14 protein-coding genes are annotated in these 14,912 nt (G+C 68.3%); 6 read left to right on the forward strand and 8 right to left on the reverse strand.

The features are described 5' to 3' along the window. Window positions 1-4 precede the first annotated feature (4 nt). On the forward strand, window positions 5-331 hold the full coding sequence (locus AC2YG9_RS09805) for a PadR family transcriptional regulator (RefSeq protein WP_487297776.1): 327 nt from the start codon (window positions 5-7) through the stop codon (window positions 329-331). Between the two features lie 31 nt (window positions 332-362). Beyond that, window positions 363-1,454 (forward strand): HAAS signaling domain-containing protein, encoded by a 1,092-nt coding sequence (locus tag AC2YG9_RS09810; protein ID WP_487297777.1) that lies wholly within the window; start codon window positions 363-365, stop codon window positions 1,452-1,454. Here the strand turns inward: AC2YG9_RS09810 and AC2YG9_RS09815 are convergent. The 6 genes from AC2YG9_RS09815 to AC2YG9_RS09840 form a co-directional block, all read right to left on the reverse strand. Continuing rightward, window positions 1,451-2,221 carry an alpha/beta hydrolase gene (locus AC2YG9_RS09815; protein WP_487297778.1) on the reverse strand — a complete coding sequence of 257 codons (771 nt, stop codon included), beginning with the start codon at window positions 2,219-2,221 and terminating at the stop codon, window positions 1,451-1,453. The two genes, AC2YG9_RS09810 and AC2YG9_RS09815, sit on opposite strands and share 4 nt — an antisense overlap. A 152-nt stretch (window positions 2,222-2,373) precedes the next feature. After that, on the reverse strand, window positions 2,374-3,195 hold the full coding sequence (locus AC2YG9_RS09820; protein ID WP_487297779.1) for an alpha/beta fold hydrolase: 822 nt from the start codon (window positions 3,193-3,195) through the stop codon (window positions 2,374-2,376). Between the two features lie 11 nt (window positions 3,196-3,206). Beyond that, window positions 3,207-4,031, reverse strand: a complete 825-nt coding sequence (locus AC2YG9_RS09825) for an alpha/beta hydrolase (protein WP_487297780.1) — start codon at window positions 4,029-4,031, stop codon at window positions 3,207-3,209. A 114-nt stretch (window positions 4,032-4,145) separates the two neighbouring features. Next, window positions 4,146-5,354, reverse strand: a complete 1,209-nt coding sequence (locus AC2YG9_RS09830; RefSeq protein WP_487297781.1) for a sensor histidine kinase — start codon at window positions 5,352-5,354, stop codon at window positions 4,146-4,148. Between the two features lie 26 nt (window positions 5,355-5,380). Beyond that, a complete protein-coding gene (locus AC2YG9_RS09835) occupies window positions 5,381-5,746 on the reverse strand; it encodes a response regulator transcription factor (protein ID WP_487297782.1) in 366 nt (121 codons plus the stop codon). 263 nt (window positions 5,747-6,009) lie between these two features. Beyond that, a complete protein-coding gene (locus tag AC2YG9_RS09840) occupies window positions 6,010-6,609 on the reverse strand; it encodes a response regulator transcription factor (protein ID WP_487297783.1) in 600 nt (199 codons plus the stop codon). 158 nt (window positions 6,610-6,767) lie between these two features. Here AC2YG9_RS09840 and AC2YG9_RS09845 point away from each other — a divergent pair, with 158 nt between their 5' ends. Together AC2YG9_RS09845 and AC2YG9_RS09850 are read left to right on the forward strand one after the other, a co-directional pair. Continuing rightward, window positions 6,768-7,565, forward strand: coding sequence for an SDR family NAD(P)-dependent oxidoreductase (locus AC2YG9_RS09845; RefSeq protein ID WP_487297784.1), 798 nt, complete (start codon window positions 6,768-6,770; stop codon window positions 7,563-7,565). 11 nt (window positions 7,566-7,576) lie between these two features. Next, window positions 7,577-8,737 (forward strand): thiolase family protein, encoded by a 1,161-nt coding sequence (locus AC2YG9_RS09850; RefSeq protein ID WP_487297785.1) that lies wholly within the window; start codon window positions 7,577-7,579, stop codon window positions 8,735-8,737. A gap of 197 nt (window positions 8,738-8,934) precedes the next feature. On the opposite strand, the gene AC2YG9_RS09855 is transcribed toward AC2YG9_RS09850, so the two are convergent. Together AC2YG9_RS09855 and AC2YG9_RS09860 are read right to left on the reverse strand one after the other, a co-directional pair. Then, entirely contained in the window at window positions 8,935-10,056 is a 1,122-nt protein-coding gene (locus AC2YG9_RS09855) for a hypothetical protein (RefSeq protein ID WP_487297786.1), read from the reverse strand. Window positions 10,057-10,142: 86 nt separating this feature from the next. Continuing rightward, a complete protein-coding gene (locus AC2YG9_RS09860; RefSeq protein ID WP_487297787.1) occupies window positions 10,143-11,975 on the reverse strand; it encodes a DUF885 domain-containing protein in 1,833 nt (610 codons plus the stop codon). A 195-nt stretch (window positions 11,976-12,170) separates the two neighbouring features. On the opposite strand from AC2YG9_RS09860, the gene AC2YG9_RS09865 reads away from it, so the two are divergent. Both AC2YG9_RS09865 and AC2YG9_RS09870 read left to right on the forward strand, forming a co-directional pair. Next, on the forward strand, window positions 12,171-13,418 hold the full coding sequence (locus tag AC2YG9_RS09865; protein WP_487297788.1) for a tyrosinase family protein: 1,248 nt from the start codon (window positions 12,171-12,173) through the stop codon (window positions 13,416-13,418). Window positions 13,419-13,718: 300 nt separating this feature from the next. Further along, window positions 13,719-14,849 carry a peptidoglycan-binding domain-containing protein gene (locus tag AC2YG9_RS09870; RefSeq protein ID WP_487297789.1) on the forward strand — a complete coding sequence of 377 codons (1,131 nt, stop codon included), beginning with the start codon at window positions 13,719-13,721 and terminating at the stop codon, window positions 14,847-14,849. Window positions 14,850-14,912 lie beyond the last annotated feature (63 nt).

A 14,912-nucleotide genomic window follows, 5' to 3' on the forward strand; every position in this document is an offset into this window, starting at 1 on the left:
TGTGATGTCCGAGACCGACCTGTTTGAAAGCCTGAAGCTGGAGCTTCGCCGGGGATCCCTGATCCTGGCGGTGATGGCCCGGCTCAAGACCGAGCAATACGGCTATAGCCTGCGCGTCGCGCTGGCCGAGGACGGGCTGGAGATGGAGGAAAGCACCCTCTATCCCCTGCTGCGCCGGCTGGAATCCCAGGGCCTCCTCGACAGCGAATGGCGCGAGGAAGACAAGCGCAAGAAGCGGTTCTACCGCCTCAGCAGCGCGGGCCTGACCATGCTGGAGCGACTGGCGGCCGAGTGGCGGAGGATCTCCGCCTCGCTCGACCGGATGCTCTGAACCCACACAACGATCTGACACGGAGGGGGCAATGACCCTGCTGGACCAATATCTGAAGGCCGTGGCGGCGCAGCTGCCCAAGGCCGCCCGCGAGGACATCGTCGCCGAGCTGCGCGACGTGATCCTCAACCGCTTCGAGGCCAAGGAGGAAGAACTCGGGCGGCCGCTGACCGACGCCGAGCAGGAAACCATCCTGCGCGAGGTCGGCCACCCGCTGGCCGTCGCCGGGCGCTATCACACCGGGGCCAACCATGTGATCGGGCCGGAGCTGTACCCCTACTTCCTGTTCGCGGTGAAGATCGGGCTGGCGGCACTGGTCGCCATCACCCTGTTCGCCACCCTGATCCGGGTTCTGGTCGGCGACCTGAGCTTCGCCCAGGGCATCGGCCATGGGTTCGCCAACGTCTTCTCAGGCGCCATCACCCTGATCGGCTTCGCGGCCATCGCCGGCTTCATCATGGAGCGGATGCCGGAGAAGCCGAAGTTCCTGCGCGAATGGCGGGTCCAGGACCTGCACCTCTACGAACTGGCGGCCTTCGACACCGAGGCCATCGAACGCAGCATCAAGGACGGCCAGAAGGGCAAGAGCATGACCGTGACCATGGGGATCAAATCGACGTCGCCGGCGGCCAACGCCCTGGCCGCGGCCATGGCGCTGACCGTGCTGCTGCTGTGGTGGATCGGCGTGCTGCCGATCGCCGACCTGCGGCCCGGCGCCGGTTCGCTGGTCTGGGATGGCGTCGATTACGGGTCGATCCTGACCAGCATCGTCGAGATGGCCTTCTGGCCGATCCTGGCCTACCTGGCCGCCCGCATCGGGCTGGAGCTGTTCCGGGCCTGGCGGCCGGCGGCGCGGCGGGTGGCGGCGCTGGGTCAGCTGACCCTGGCCCTGATCCGGCTGGGCGGCCTGCTCTGGCTGTGGAGCTACTCGGCCCTGTCGCCGGTCATCCATGTGGACTCGCTGCAGTCGCTGGTCGACGCGGCCCGCGCCATGGGCGACGGCGGCTTCAACCTGGCGACCCTGCTGACCCTGATCGTCGTCTTCATGATGGTCGAGGCCGTCGGCAACATCCTGGGCTCGGCCTGGCGGCTGGCGACGCCGTCCAGGGCGGTGGCCGCCTAGAGGCTCTCGATCCAGTCGAGCGCGGTCCGGGCGACCTTGTCCCAGCCGGGCTCGGCGATCAGGAAATGGCTCATCCCCGGGAATGCCGCATAGTCGGTCCTGGCGGGTGAGCCTTTCTGTATCCGGAAGGCGCTGCGGGAGAGGTAGGGGGTGACCAGGCGGTCGGCCGAGCCTTCGGTAATCAGCAGCGGGGCGGTGCGGCGGGCCGGGTCGACCCATGTCCCGATCCAGCTGGCCGCCTGGTAGAAGATGCGGCCCGGGGCGGGGATGACGACGCTGTCGTAGGCCTGGTCGGAGAGCGCTTTGGGGGCGCCGTTGGCGAAGCGGCGGAACCAGCGCTCGCGGGTGAAGGCGTAGGGACGGTTCCAGCCGTTCAGGCGGGCGAGGATCGGCAGGGCGGCGGTCAGGGTGACCGGCCCGGGCACGATGCCGCCGATCAGCACCGGGTTGAGGGCCACGCCGGCGACGCCGACGCCCCGGTCCAGCAGCATCTGGGTATAGAGGCCACCGTAACTGTGGCCGATGAGGATCGGCTGCTCGGGCAGGGTCTCGATGAAGCGCTGCAGGTGATCGACGACCTTGCCGACGGTCAGGGCTCCGAAGCCCTTGGGCGGACCGGCGTTGATCTCGGCGGCGGTGAAGCCGTCCAGGAGGGGCCAGGTCGGGGTGTGGACCGTATAGCCGGCCGCCTCGAACGGCTGGCGGAAGGTGGCCCAACTGTCGGCGGTAACCCAGGCGCCGTGGATCAGGACGATGGTCTTGGACATCTCAATCTCCGTCATCCCGGCCGCAGGGCGAAGCCCGGAGAGCCGGGACCCAGGGGCGAGTGGCAGACCGTTGGCGGCTGCTTCGATGGCGCTTCGTCACCCCCTGGGTCCCGGCTCGGCCTTCGGCCGTCCGGGATGACGGGGTGATGGGGTCAGGCCTTGATGAAGGCGAGCAGGTCGGCGTTGACCTGATCCTGGTGGGTGGTCGGCAGGCCGTGGTCGCCCTTGGGGTAGACCTTAAGGGTGGCGCCCTTGACGATCTTGCTGCTCATCATCGCCGAGGCGCCGATGGGGACGATCTGGTCGTCGTCGCCGTGCAGGATCAGGGTCGGCTTGTCGATCCGCTTGAGGTCCTCGGTGTAGTCGACCTCGGAGAACTCATGGATGCAGTCGTACTGGCCCTTGATGCCGCCCATCATGCCCTGCAGCCAGAAGCTGTCGCGGATGCCCTCGGAGGCCTTCGCCCCGTCGCGGTTCCAGCCGTAGAAGGGCGTGGCCAGGTCCTTGAAGAACTGGGTGCGGTTGTCGAAGGTCCCCTTTCGGATGCCGTCGAAGACCGCGATGGGCAGGCCGTCGGGGTTGGCCGGGGTCTGTGCCATCAAGGGCGGCACGGCGCCGATCAGCACCACCTTGGCCACCCGCTTTGTGCCATGGCGGCCGATGTAGTGGGTGATCTCGCCGCCACCGGTCGAATGGCCGACCAGGACGATGTCCTTGAGGTCCAGGGCCTCGATCACCGCCGCCAGGTCGTCGGCGTAGGTGTCCATGTTGTTGCCGTCCCAGGTCTGGTCCGAGCGGCCGTGACTGCGGCGGTCATGGGCGATGACGCGGTAGCCGTGTCGGCCGAGGAACAGCATCTGGCCGTCCCAGGCATCGGCGCTCAGCGGCCAGCCGTGGGAGAAGAGAACCGGCTGGCCCTTGCCCCAGTCCTTGTAGAAGATTTTCGCGCCGTCCTTGGCGGTGATGAAGGGCATGATCGGTCTCCTCAGGCGACAGCGGCGAGGCGGGGTTTGGCCCCGGAAATGTCTTGCGCCGCGGGCAGGTGCGCCACGGCCCAGTCGAGGCAGTAGTCGGCGACATCCTCCCAGCCGGCCTCGTTGCAGAGGTAGTGGCTGCGTCCGTAGAACAGGTGGAAGTCGGTGGCGCTGCCGGCCTGCTTCTGCTTGGCGTAGTTCTGGCGGACCATCGGGGTGGGGACCGTGCGGTCGTGCTCGGCGGCGATCAGCAGCAGCGGGGCGCGGTTCGGGTTCTTCCACTTCACCCGGGCGCCGCGGCCCAGTACCACGTCGTAGAAGATCCGGCCCGGCGAGGGGACGATCTGCGCCTCGTACTCGGCCTGCATCTGGCTGGCCGGCAGGGTGTTGGCGAACCCCTTGGCGAAGCTCTTGAAGGTAAAGGGCAGGGCCTTGTTCCAGGCGTTCCAGGTGGTGAACACCGGCAGGCTGGTGATGACGGCGGTCGGATGGACCAGCACGCCGAAGGGGGCGCCGGGATCGATGGCGACGCCGGCCGCGCCAAGGCCCCGGTCGAGCAGCAGCTGGACGAACAGGCCGCCGAAGCTGTGGCCCATCAGGATCGGCGCTTCGGGCAGCTTGCGGATTTCGCGCTCGTAGTGGTCGACGATGTCCTTGACGCCCAGTTGGCCCATGCCCTTCGGAGGATTGGCCCGCATCTGGGCCGGGGCGCCCTCGTGGGTCGGCCAGGCCGGGGTGACGACGGTATAGCCCTTGGCTTCGTAGTGGGCGCGGAAGCGATCCCAGGAGGCCGGGGTCAGCCAGGCGCCGTGGATCAGCATGATGGTCTTGGTCATCGTTCTCTCTCCCGTGTGGCGCTCGGCGCCGCGATCTGATGGGAGAAGGATGCGCCCGGTTGCATGACGCCGGTATTCTACGTGCGGCTCGCTGCCTCACACCTTGGTATGCGGTCAGGCAGCGGGCAGGATGACGGTGAAGACTGCGCCGGTCGTCCCATTGGCGGCGGCGATGGTTCCGCCGTAGCTCTCGACGATGGTCTGGCAGATGGGCAGGCCCATGCCCATGCCGCCGTCCTTGGTGGTGTAGAAGCTGGCGAACAGTTTGCCGAGGTCGTCGGGTGCGATGCCGGGGCCGGTGTCGGTGACCGTGAGTTTCACCCCGGCGTCGGTGAGGTGTGTCGCGAGAACCAGCCTGCCCCCCTGCCCCATGGCCTGCAGGGCGTTGACGGCCAGATTGACTACCACCTGCTGCAGCTGGGTGCGGTCGGCGAGAACCGGGGGCAGGTCCCTGGCCAGATCGAGGGTCAGGGCGACCTCGTGGCTCTGGATCTCGTGGCGCAGGAAGACCATGGCCTCCTCGACCAGACCGTTTAGCGACAGCGCGGTCGGCTCGGGCGCGCGGCGCATGGCCATGTCGCGGACCCGGCCGATGATCTGGGCGGCGCGTTCGGCGTCGCGGGCGATGCGGGCGACGAGGGTCTTGACCTCCTCGAGATCGGGCTGGTCGCGGTCAAGCCATCGTTGGCCGGCGGCGGCGCTGGCGGCGATGGCGGCGAGCGGCTGGTTGACCTCATGGGCGATGGAGGCGGTCAGTTCGCCCAGCATCGAGATGCGGGCGGCGTGGGCGAACTCGGCCTGGACCTGGGCCAGCATGGCCTCGGCCCGCTTGCGCTCGGAGATGTCGACCACCCCGATCAGCAGGGTGCCCTTGTTCATGGTGTCGGGCGGGAAGACGGCGGTGAACAGAGCGTCGAACTCGACCCCGTGCAGGGTCTGGAGCCTTGTCTCGGTGATGTAGTGGGGCGCGCCGGTGACGGCGGCGATGACCGCCTCGGCGTAGACATGGCTGCTGGCGGTCGGCCAATACGCGCCGAGGCCCGCCGCCAGGATGGCCGCCTTGTCGCCGGGACCGTGCAGGGCGAGGGTCCGGTCGTTGGCGTCGATGATGCTGGTGGCGTCCATCATCGCCCGGACGAACTCGGGGTGCTGTTTGAAGTAGCCGGCGAAGTCGGCGACGCCCTGTTTGCGAAGGCCCCGAAGCATGTCGCCGACCGGAAAGAAGTCGAGCTCCCAGAAGGCCACCGACATGGCCTGGAAGATGTTGCGGTAGCGGTGCTCGCTGCGCTTGAGCGCCTCGACCAGGTCTTCGGTGTCCGCCATGGGCCCTCCCCTGCCGTGACGCTAGCTCAGGCGGCCAGCGCCGTCTCCAGGCATGAGGCCAGGGCCTCGGCGGCGAACGGCTTTTGCAGCAGGCAGACCGCCCCGCTGGCCCGGGCGCGGTCATGCAGGGCGGTTTCGGTGCGGGCGGTGATCATGATCACCGGGGCCGTGCTGCCGGCGGCGGTCAGCTTGAGCTTCAGGTCGATGCCGCTGGTCCCCGGCATCTGGATGTCGGTGATGATGCAGTCGCAGGCCGCCTCAGCGCCGGCCGCCAGGAAGAGGTCCGCCGAGGCGAAAGCGGTGGCGCGGTAGCCCAGCGAGCGGACAAGTCCGACCAGGGACTCGCGCAGGGACTCGTCGTCCTCGACGATGGCGATAAGCGGTTGGGTCACTCTGAGAACGGCCTTTTCTTCATCCCTGCCAGCGGGTTGTCGCATCTGGCGGCGCCGTCAGAAACTATACGTAGGTGTCAGGCGGTTTGACGCAGGGGCCCCAATGAAAGCCCTCCCCTCGAGGGGGAGGGTTTGGGAGGGGTGTGCGCGCAGTGTTGGGGGAAGAGCGCGTGAGGCGCCGGCGCCCTTTCAGACCTTTACTTCAGCGCCGGTGCGTACACCCCAACCCCGACCCTTCCCCCTCGAGGGGAAGGGAGGGCGCCTTAGAGACCCAGCGTTTCCGCCATCCGCACCAGATCAGCCAGCGACCGGGCCTGCATCTTCCGCATGGCCGAGCCCCGGTGGATCTTCACGGTGATCTCCGAGAGGTTGAGGTCGCCGGCCACCTGTTTGTTCAGCTTGCCGGCGGTGACCAGGGCCATGACCTGCTGCTCGCGCGGGGAGAGGGTGGCGTAGAGGTCGCGGACCCGGTTCAGGTCGCCCTCGGCCGCGCGGCGGGCGCCGTCTCTAGCGATGCCGGCGGCGACGGCGTCGAGCATGTCCTGATCCCGGAAGGGCTTGGGCAGGAAGTCGACAGCGCCGGCCTTCATGCCGCGCACGCTCATCGGGATGTCGCCGTGGCCGGTCATCAGCACCACCGGCAGCCGCACGCCGAGCTCGGCCATCTGGCCCTGGAAGTCGAGGCCGCTTAACCCAGGCAGGCGAACGTCGAGGACCAGGCAGCCGGGCGCATCGGGGATGTCGGCGCCCAGGAAGTCGGCGGTCGAGCCGTAGGTGCGGCTCTCCAGCCCCACCGAGCGGAACAGGCTGCCCAGCGAGTCCGCGAGGGACGTGTCGTCGTCGACAATGTGGACGATAGGCATGGGTGGGCTCGGGGAAGCGGCCGATTTGGGCAGAATGCCACACCAAAACGGGGACGCCCACCATACGAAGATATGAGCCGAAAAACCGACGGTCTGATCGTCCCGCCCCTTCCGCTGCTGCAAGGTATTCCCATATCAGTTTTCAAAGGAGACTGACTATGACGAAGACCCTGATCACCGGCGCCTCCAGCGGCATCGGCGCAACCTATGCCGACCGGCTGAGCGCCGCCGGCCATGACCTGGTGCTGGTGGCCCGCGACCTGAAGAAGCTCGAGGCCCTGGCCGACAGGCTGAGCGCGCGGGACGGAACGACCGTCCAGGTGTTTCCGGCCGACCTCGGCTCGCCGGCCGATCTGCACGCGGTCGAGCGGCGTATTCACAACGACCATGACATCGACGGCCTGATCAACAACGCCGGCATCTCGATCGGCGGGACCTTCGAGACCCACGATCCCGAGCGGATCGAGGACCTGATCGATCTCAACATCACCGCCCTGACACGGCTGTCGGCGGCGGCCGCCGCGGCCTTCACCGCCAAGGGCCACGGGACCATCATCAACATCGGCTCAGTCACCGCCCTGCTGCCCGAGCGGTTCGAGCCGACCTACCTGGCCAGCAAGGCCTATGTCCTGGCGCTGACCCAGGCCCTGGCGGCGCAGCTGGCGGACAAGGGCGTCCGCGTCCAGGCCGTGCTGCCCGGCGCCACCCGCACCGAGATCTGGGCCAAGAGCGGCGTCGACGTCGACAGCCTGCCGGCCGGCATGGTCATGGGTGTCGAGGACATGGTCGATGCCGCCCTCGCCGGCCTGGACCAGGGCGAGACGGTGACCATCCCCGCCCTGCCCGACGCCGCCGACTGGCAGGCGCTTGAAACCGCCCGCCTGAACCTCGCCCCCAACCTGTCCCGCGACCTGTCGGCCGAGCGCTACGGCGTTCGCCCGGCGGTGGCCGCCTAAGGAGCAACCCCATGACCCGCGCCGTTCTCGCGACCTACGCCCGCACGCCGTTCCACTTCGCCCGCAAGGGGGCGCTGGCCGGGGTGCGGCCCGACGACCTGGCCGCCGCCGCCCTCAAGGCGGTGGTGGAGCGCAGCGGCATCGATCCGGCGACCCTGGACGATGTCCTGCTCGGCTGCGCCTACCCTGAAGCCGCGCAGGGCAACAACATCGCCCGGCTGGCCAGCCTGCTGGCGGGCCTGCCCATCGAGGTCCCCGGCATGACGGTCAACCGCTTCTGCGGCTCGTCGATGTCGGCCATCCACATCGCCGCCGGCCAGATCGCGCTGGGGGCCGGCGAGGCCTTCCTGGTCGGCGGGGTGGAGTCGATGACCATGGTGCCGCAGGGCGGCTTCAACTTCTCGCCCAACCCGAAGTTCAAGGGCGTCAGCCCCGATAGCGAAGAGATCGGCATCGAGGCCTACATCACCATGGGCGAGACCGCCGAGAACGTGGCGGCGCTCTACCATGTCAGCCGCGAGGACCAGGAGAAGCTGGCCTATGCCTCACAGCAGAAGGCCTTCGCGGCGCAATCGGCAGGGCGGTTGAAGGACGAGATCGTCCCCATCGTCCTGGCCGACGGCACGGTGATCGACACCGACGGCTGCCTGCGACCGCAGACGACGCTGGAAGGCCTGGCGGGTCTCAAGCCCGCCTTCCGCCCCGATGGCTCGGTCACCGCCGGCACCGCCTCGCCGCTCACCGATGGCGCTTCGGCGGTGCTGGTGGTCAGCGAAGCGTACGCGCTGCGCAACAACCTCGAGGTCCTGGCCGCCATCCGTTGGGTCTCGGCCGCCGGCTGTCCGCCCGAACTGATGGGCATCGGCCCCGTGCCGGCGACCCGCAAGGCCCTGGCCCGGGCGGGCCTGACCATCGACGACATCGACGTCATCGAGATCAACGAGGCCTTCGGCAGCCAGGCGGTGGCCTGTATCCGCGAGCTCGGCATGGACGAGGCGCGGGTCAACATCGACGGCGGCGGCATCGCCATCGGCCACCCGCTGGGCGCCACCGGAGCCCGCATCACCGCCAAGGCGGCGCAGATCATGAAGCGGCAAGGCGGCAAGTTCGCCCTCTCCACCCAGTGCATCGGCGGCGGCCAGGGCGTGGCGACGGTGCTGGAGGCGGTCTAGCGGCTGCGGTCCGGACAGCCTGTCGAAGCGGAGCCATTATAGCATGGCCTCGACAGCCGTCCGGATTATTTATCGTTCTTTTTCAATGCTATAAGACCACTTTGGCGTCCACCTGAAGCGTCGTTTTCGCCTGTGCGGGACCTATCGGACGACCGCCCCGGAACCACCCTGTTGCGGCCAACGGCGAGGATGGACTTCTACAGCCGGTCTTGGAGGGTGAGCAGGACGCGGACGCGTTTTCCAATACGGAGTATGTCGAGCGGGACCTGCGTCCCCGCCGGCCGGGTCAGGGCGTAGGGCAGGCCCGGGACACCCGCCTCGACGTCGGCGCCGGTGACCACGTCGCCGCGCCGCACCCCGGCCTTGAAGGCCGGTCCCGCCTCGTCGATCCAGGTGACGGTCAGGGCGCCGTCGTAGTCGGTAAAGGCCATGCCCGCCCGGTCGTCGACGTAGGGGTCATTGAGATGGCCGCTGTAGGCGACGCGGAAAACCAGCTCGTTGCTGGGTCGGTCGATGTGCATGTTCAGCCGCTTGAGCAGGTCGAAGCCGATGACACCGTCCTTGTCGCCCCCGAGGTGGCGCAGGTAGCGGTCGTCATTGGCGTTGAGGCGAACCACGGCGTTGCCGATCTCCAGGCCGCCGACGGTGATCTTCTCGGCCACCACGCTCTGGTGCAGGACATTGCCCTGGCCGTCGTAGTCGTTGCGGCGGCGGGCGAACTTGTCCCACAGGCCTTCGCGCTTCACATACCCGCTGCTCAGGTGAAGGCCCCAGGGGATGAAGGGGGCGACCCAGACGCGGGCGATATGGCCGTCAATGTCGAGCTTGATGCAGCCGAAGACCCCGACCGTGCCGTCCATCCGCAGCTTGCGGTAGCCGGCCGGCGCGGTCCTGGTGTTGATGGTCAGGACCTGGCGGTCCCAGTCCATCAGCACCGGCTGGTAGCGGATGACGCCGATGAGGCCGGCGATGGGCAGGCCTTCGAAGAAGCCGGCCACGCTTTCGCAGGGAATGGCGGTGTCGGCGATCTTGCCGCCGATCACCGCCCGTTCGATCCGGGAGCCGCCGGAATTCCTGCCCGGCTCATAGCCCGGATTGGTCACCGAAGGATGGGCGCCCCACTCCCGGCGCCCCGTCATCAGGCCGAACGGAAAGCTGCGCCCGTCGGGGAGTTCCACCGTGGTCCAGGGCAGGCCCCGGGTGACCTTGAGGGGAAGCTCGACCGGCGTGCCGGTCGACTGCAGCCGGGTCGGGGCGGCCAGGGCGGGGGTGGCGCCCGCGGCGGCGAGGCCGGCCAGCGCGATCCGTCTGTTGATCATCCCCGATACTCCCCCACGCCACCGATGACCGCGAGCGTATCACCGGAAATGGGGAAAGCGAGGGCGGCGGGTTCGCCTCGCCAAGCCTACCCGGCGCCCGCGATGTAGCGGTCGATGACCGTCCCCAGCACGGTCAGCGGCGTGCCGCCGGTGGCGACCACCGTGTCGTTGAAGTCGCGGATGTCGAACTTTGGCCCCAGGGCCGCCCTGGCCTTGTCGCGCAGGCGGTTCATCTCGGTGTGGCCGACCTTGTAGCCGCAGGCCTGGCCCGGGCTGGCGCAGTAGCGGTCGATCTCGCTGGTGGCGGCGGCGGTGGCGCGGCCGGTGGCCTGGACAAGGGTGTCGATGGCCTGTTGGCGGGTCCACTTCTTGGCGTGCAGGCCGGTGTCGACGACCAGCCGTGCGGCCCGGAAGCGCAGGGCCTGCAGGTAGCCGACCTTGCCAAGCGCATCGCCCTTGTACATGCCGACCTCGTCGGCCATCTGCTCGGCGTAGAGGGCCCAGCCCTCGATGAAGGCGTTGAAGCCGATCAGCGAGCTGATCGGATGGATCAGGTCGTGCTTCTCGGCCAGATAGGCGCCCTGCCAGGCGTGGCCGGGGATGGCCTCGTGCATGGTCAGGCTGTTGAGCGAATAGCGCGGCCAGTTCCCCGTATCCTTGAGGTTCACATAGTAGATGGCCGGGCGTGAGCCATCGAGCGCCGCGAAGTTCATGTAGCCGAGCGGCGCACCGTCCTGGATGTCCTTGGGCACCGCCTTGATCTCGACCGGCGCCTTGAGTCCCAGCTTCGACAGCTCGGTCATATGCGGCCGGATCCTGGCGACGCATTCGTTGAGGTAGGCGATCAGTTCGGCCTGGCCGGCCTCGCTGTTGGCATAAAGCTGTTTCGGATCCCTGGTCAGGGCGCTGACCCGCTCACCGACCGTGCCGGTGGTGTAGCCCTCGCCCTTCAGGAGGGCGTCCATTTCGGCATCGATAGCCTTGCCCTGCTCGAGACCCAGGGTGTGGATCTCGTCGGCGGTCATGGTGGTGGTGGTGCCCACCTCCAGGCCCCAGCCATAGTAGGCCTCGCCCTGCGGCAGCTTCCAGACACCGGCGTCGCTGTTGGCCGACTTCATCGCGGCCTCGACGGCGGCGATCTGGCGGTCGATGGCCGGGAAGATCTTGTCGCTGACCAGGGTGGTCACCGGGGCGCCGAAGTCGCCGGCGATTTTGCCCGCCTTGGCGCGGTCGACGATGGATTTGACGAGGCCGGTTTGTCCAGCTTGCTGGGCGCGGAAGCCCTTCAGCTGGCCGAGCAGGTTTGGCAGGATGAAGTCGGGCGGCACGACGCCGGCGGCGACGTCGGTCCTGAAGCGCTCGGTCTCCTGATCGATGACGCCGGCCAGGGCTTCAGTGCGGGCGATGTAGGCGTCGACGTCGGCCTTGTCCTTGATCAGGTGCTGGCTGTTGAGGAACTCGGGGATGCCGCCGACCGAGCCGTTTTGCTGGCTGAGCACATAGGGGTTGGCGAAGTCGCCGCCATAGCTGAAGTCGCCGCCCTGGGCGCCCAGCTCCTGCGAGGCCAGGACGGTGTCGTAGAGGGTGGTGTCCCGCTCGTTGAGGCCGTCGCGCTTGATCGCCTTCAGGCGGGTGACGCGGCTCCTGTAGTCCTCAACCGTCTTGCGGCGACCGGCGGCCGAGGCGTCGGACAGCTTGGACTTCAGGCCGGCCAAGGCGTCCTTGTCGAGGCCCAGCGAGGTGGCCGTTTCCGGCGACGAAATGAGGATTTCCTGCACGAAGGCGTCGAGCAGAGACCCCAGCTCGGCGTTGGCCACCGGTCCCTTTGCGGCGGCCTGGGTGCAGGCGGCGAGGGGCAGCGAGGCGACCGCGCCGACGGCGGCGGCGCCCAGCAACAGCTGGCGACGGTTGGTAGTCATGGGGGTGGCCTCCTCGGAGCGTGGCGGCCGTTCTGGGGACGGTCTGCCGGAAGCGGAGGACTATTGGCCCACCCCGGAAAGGCGTCGAGTGTCTTTTCCGTAAGGATCGGGCTCCCGTCCGGGGCGACGCCGGTTGACTCCGGGCGTGGCGGGTTAACCAATCGCCGCCGGGGTTCTTCCAAGGGGCGTAACATCATGGCCATCCATCGGCGCGCGGCATTGGCCGGTCTGGCGGGAGCCGCGCTTGCGGGCGTGGACCTGTCCATGGCCCAGAGCCTGCGCATCCGCCGCCCGGTCTCGACCCTGCCGGCCAATGATCCCGATCTGGCCGCCCTGCGCCGGGCCATCCCGCTGATGAAGTCGGCCGGGGTCTGGGAGCAGCAGATCGCCCTGCACGCCGACATGCGCCAGCGGCATCATTCGTCCTGGCGCTTCCTGCCCTGGCACCGGCTGCAGCTGGTCTGGTTCGAGCGCCAGGTGGCGCGGTTCAGCGGCAAGGCCAACTTCGCCCTGCCCTACTGGGACTGGGACGACGATCGCATGCCGGCCATCGTCTCGTCCGATCCGTCGTTCGCCCTGCGGCGCGACGCCCAGCCGGGCGACAGCCTGCGGGCCTTCATGCAGCGCAACGGCCAGCGTTTCCAGGGCCGGGTGACCGACGACTTCGCCACCTTCTTCGGCCGGGCCCGCAATGTCGGCACCCCGGCCCAGGGCGGCTATTCGGGCAGCGCCGAATGGAGCGGCCACAACATGATCCACGGCTTTGTCGGCGGCGACATGGGTCGGCTGGACCGGGCGCCGAACGATCCGCTGTTCTGGATGCACCATTGCAACATCGACCGCATCTGGACCGTCTGGCATTCGAAAAACAGCGACGGCCTCTACCCCAAGCCCTGGCGCGACGAGTTGTTCAGCGGCTTCATGGATACGCGGGGGCGGCTGGCGCCGACGGTCAACGCCGCCTCGACCATGCGGACCGAGGCCTTCGGCTACGACTATCCGTTCGACATGACCCCGCCGATCGTGTTCGCCGCCGCGCCGATGCGGATGATGCAGCAGAAGACGATCAACCTGTCCGGCGACATCCTCAGCCCGCAGACGGCTCTGGTCACCGTGCCGGCCGACGCCATCGGGGCCAGCGAGGCCGTGACCACCGGCTTCATCGAGGTCAAGCCCGACCCGGACGCCGCCTCGGTCATCCGCATCCGCATGCTCGCCGACGGCCAGGAGGTCGCCACCGACTCCCTGTTCCTGGTGCCCTCGGGCGCCTGCGAGTCGCGGCAGGGGCTGCGCATCAGCCTGGACGGCGCCTGGAACGGCGAGGCCCGCAAGAGCCGGACGCTGGAACTGACCGTCACGCCGCTCGACGGCCGGGGCGGGACGACCACCGCCACCATCCTGCTGTCGGTCATCGTCGATGCCGACCTGACCTGGCTTGGATAGTTGAGGCTGGAGTAGTTCAAACCATCTTCGCCCAGAATGGGGCGATGAATACTCGCCCATTCTGCGTACAAACTCCCCTCACAGGCGAATTCTCGGCTTCGGGTCACGTCGTCTGCGCGACTCGTGAAGTAATCTACTCGCCCACCAAGCGAATAACGTCGTTTTCTCTTGGCGGAAACCTCGTCCCGACTATGGTTAATTTGGGCTAGGACAAGGGGTTGAACCAAAATGGGTAGGTCGAAACTTTTGGGCGGTGTCGCGCTGGGCGCAACGCTGCTGGCGCTCTCCGCCGGAAGCGCGATGGCCGGTGGGCCGGGCGGCGATTTCCCGCCGAACGCGGTGCCGGGCAAGTGCTACGAGAAGGTGCTGATCCCGCCGTCGTACGAGAGCTACACCGAACAGATCGTCGACTCGCCGGCCCGCACCGAGACCCGGGTCATCCCGGCCGTCTACGGCGAGGAACTGCAACAGGTTCTGGTCCGCGAAGAGCGCACCGAATACATCACCCTGCCGGCCACCTATCGCACGGTGACCGAGACCGTGATCCTCAAGCAGGCGTCCGTCCGCACCGAGACCGTGGCCGCCGTCTATGAGACCATCTCCGAGCGGGTCATGGTCCGCGAGGCCCACTACGAGTGGCGCCGCGGCGTGCCGAAGGACCAGCGGCCGACCGATCCCAACCACTACAAGGTGCTGTCCACCGGCGAGGTGCTCTGCCTGGTCGAGGTGCCGGCCGAGTACGCCATGGTCACCCGCAAGGTCCTGCGCACGCCGGAACGCACGGTGCAGATCCAGGTGCCGGCCGAGACCCAGGTGGTCACCCGCCAGGTCATCGATCAGGACGCCCGGGTCGAAAAGCGCGTGATCCCGGCCGAGTACCGGTCGGTCCGCGTGCGCGTCGTGATCACCAAGGAGCGGGTCGAGACCTACACCATCCCGGCCACCTACAAGACGGTGACCAAGTCGCGGATGGTGACCGACACCAGCTTCCAGTGGCGCGAGATCGTCTGCGCCGACAAGGCCAGCTACGCGCCCCCGCCGTCCTACGGCCCGCCGCCGCCGCCGTCGTCCTATCCCAAACCGCCGAAGAGCTATCCGAAGCCGCCGCCGCCGGCGCCGACCGGGGGTGGTTACGGCCGCGACTGCGTCGACAACTGCTCGGGCGCCCCCGTGCAGGGTGGCCTGTACGGCTCCGACGCCGCGCCCAAGCCCTATGTGGAAGCCGGCGGCGCCCAACAGGTGCGGGTGACCCCGCAGCTGGTGCGGGACATGCAATCGGCCCTCGGCCTGCGCGGCTACTACAGCGGTCCGCGCGACGGGCAGCTGAGCGCGCCGACCCGGGCCGCCCTCGGCCGCTTCCAGGCTGACCGCAAGCTGGCCGGCGGGATCACGTCCGAGACCCTGCTGGCCCTCGGGGTCGGTCTGCCCTAGCGGCGGCCAATCTTTCCTTCTGCGAACCGGCGGCCAGGCGTAAGCGTTTGGCCGCCGTGTTTG

It is taken from the genome of Caulobacter sp. SRI_014 (assembly GCF_057586315.1).

What these genes read in the sequence shown, in the direction of transcription:
- AC2YG9_RS09865 (WP_487297788.1), top strand. Translation starts at nt 12,171, where the DNA reads ATGGCCATCCATCGGCGCGCGGCATTGGCCGGTCTGGCGGGAGCCGCG.
- AC2YG9_RS09815 (WP_487297778.1), bottom strand. Translation starts at nt 2,221, where the DNA reads ATGTCCAAGACCATCGTCCTGATCCACGGCGCCTGGGTTACCGCCGAC.
- AC2YG9_RS09855 (WP_487297786.1), bottom strand. Translation starts at nt 10,056, where the DNA reads ATGATCAACAGACGGATCGCGCTGGCCGGCCTCGCCGCCGCGGGCGCC.
- AC2YG9_RS09860 (WP_487297787.1), bottom strand. Translation starts at nt 11,975, where the DNA reads ATGACTACCAACCGTCGCCAGCTGTTGCTGGGCGCCGCCGCCGTCGGC.
- AC2YG9_RS09805 (WP_487297776.1), top strand. Translation starts at nt 5, where the DNA reads ATGTCCGAGACCGACCTGTTTGAAAGCCTGAAGCTGGAGCTTCGCCGG.
- AC2YG9_RS09850 (WP_487297785.1), top strand. Translation starts at nt 7,577, where the DNA reads ATGACCCGCGCCGTTCTCGCGACCTACGCCCGCACGCCGTTCCACTTC.
- AC2YG9_RS09825 (WP_487297780.1), bottom strand. Translation starts at nt 4,031, where the DNA reads ATGACCAAGACCATCATGCTGATCCACGGCGCCTGGCTGACCCCGGCC.
- AC2YG9_RS09830 (WP_487297781.1), bottom strand. Translation starts at nt 5,354, where the DNA reads ATGGCGGACACCGAAGACCTGGTCGAGGCGCTCAAGCGCAGCGAGCAC.
- AC2YG9_RS09870 (WP_487297789.1), top strand. Translation starts at nt 13,719, where the DNA reads ATGGCCGGTGGGCCGGGCGGCGATTTCCCGCCGAACGCGGTGCCGGGC.
- AC2YG9_RS09820 (WP_487297779.1), bottom strand. Translation starts at nt 3,195, where the DNA reads ATGCCCTTCATCACCGCCAAGGACGGCGCGAAAATCTTCTACAAGGAC.
- AC2YG9_RS09810 (WP_487297777.1), top strand. Translation starts at nt 363, where the DNA reads ATGACCCTGCTGGACCAATATCTGAAGGCCGTGGCGGCGCAGCTGCCC.
- AC2YG9_RS09840 (WP_487297783.1), bottom strand. Translation starts at nt 6,609, where the DNA reads ATGCCTATCGTCCACATTGTCGACGACGACACGTCCCTCGCGGACTCG.
- AC2YG9_RS09845 (WP_487297784.1), top strand. Translation starts at nt 6,768, where the DNA reads ATGACGAAGACCCTGATCACCGGCGCCTCCAGCGGCATCGGCGCAACC.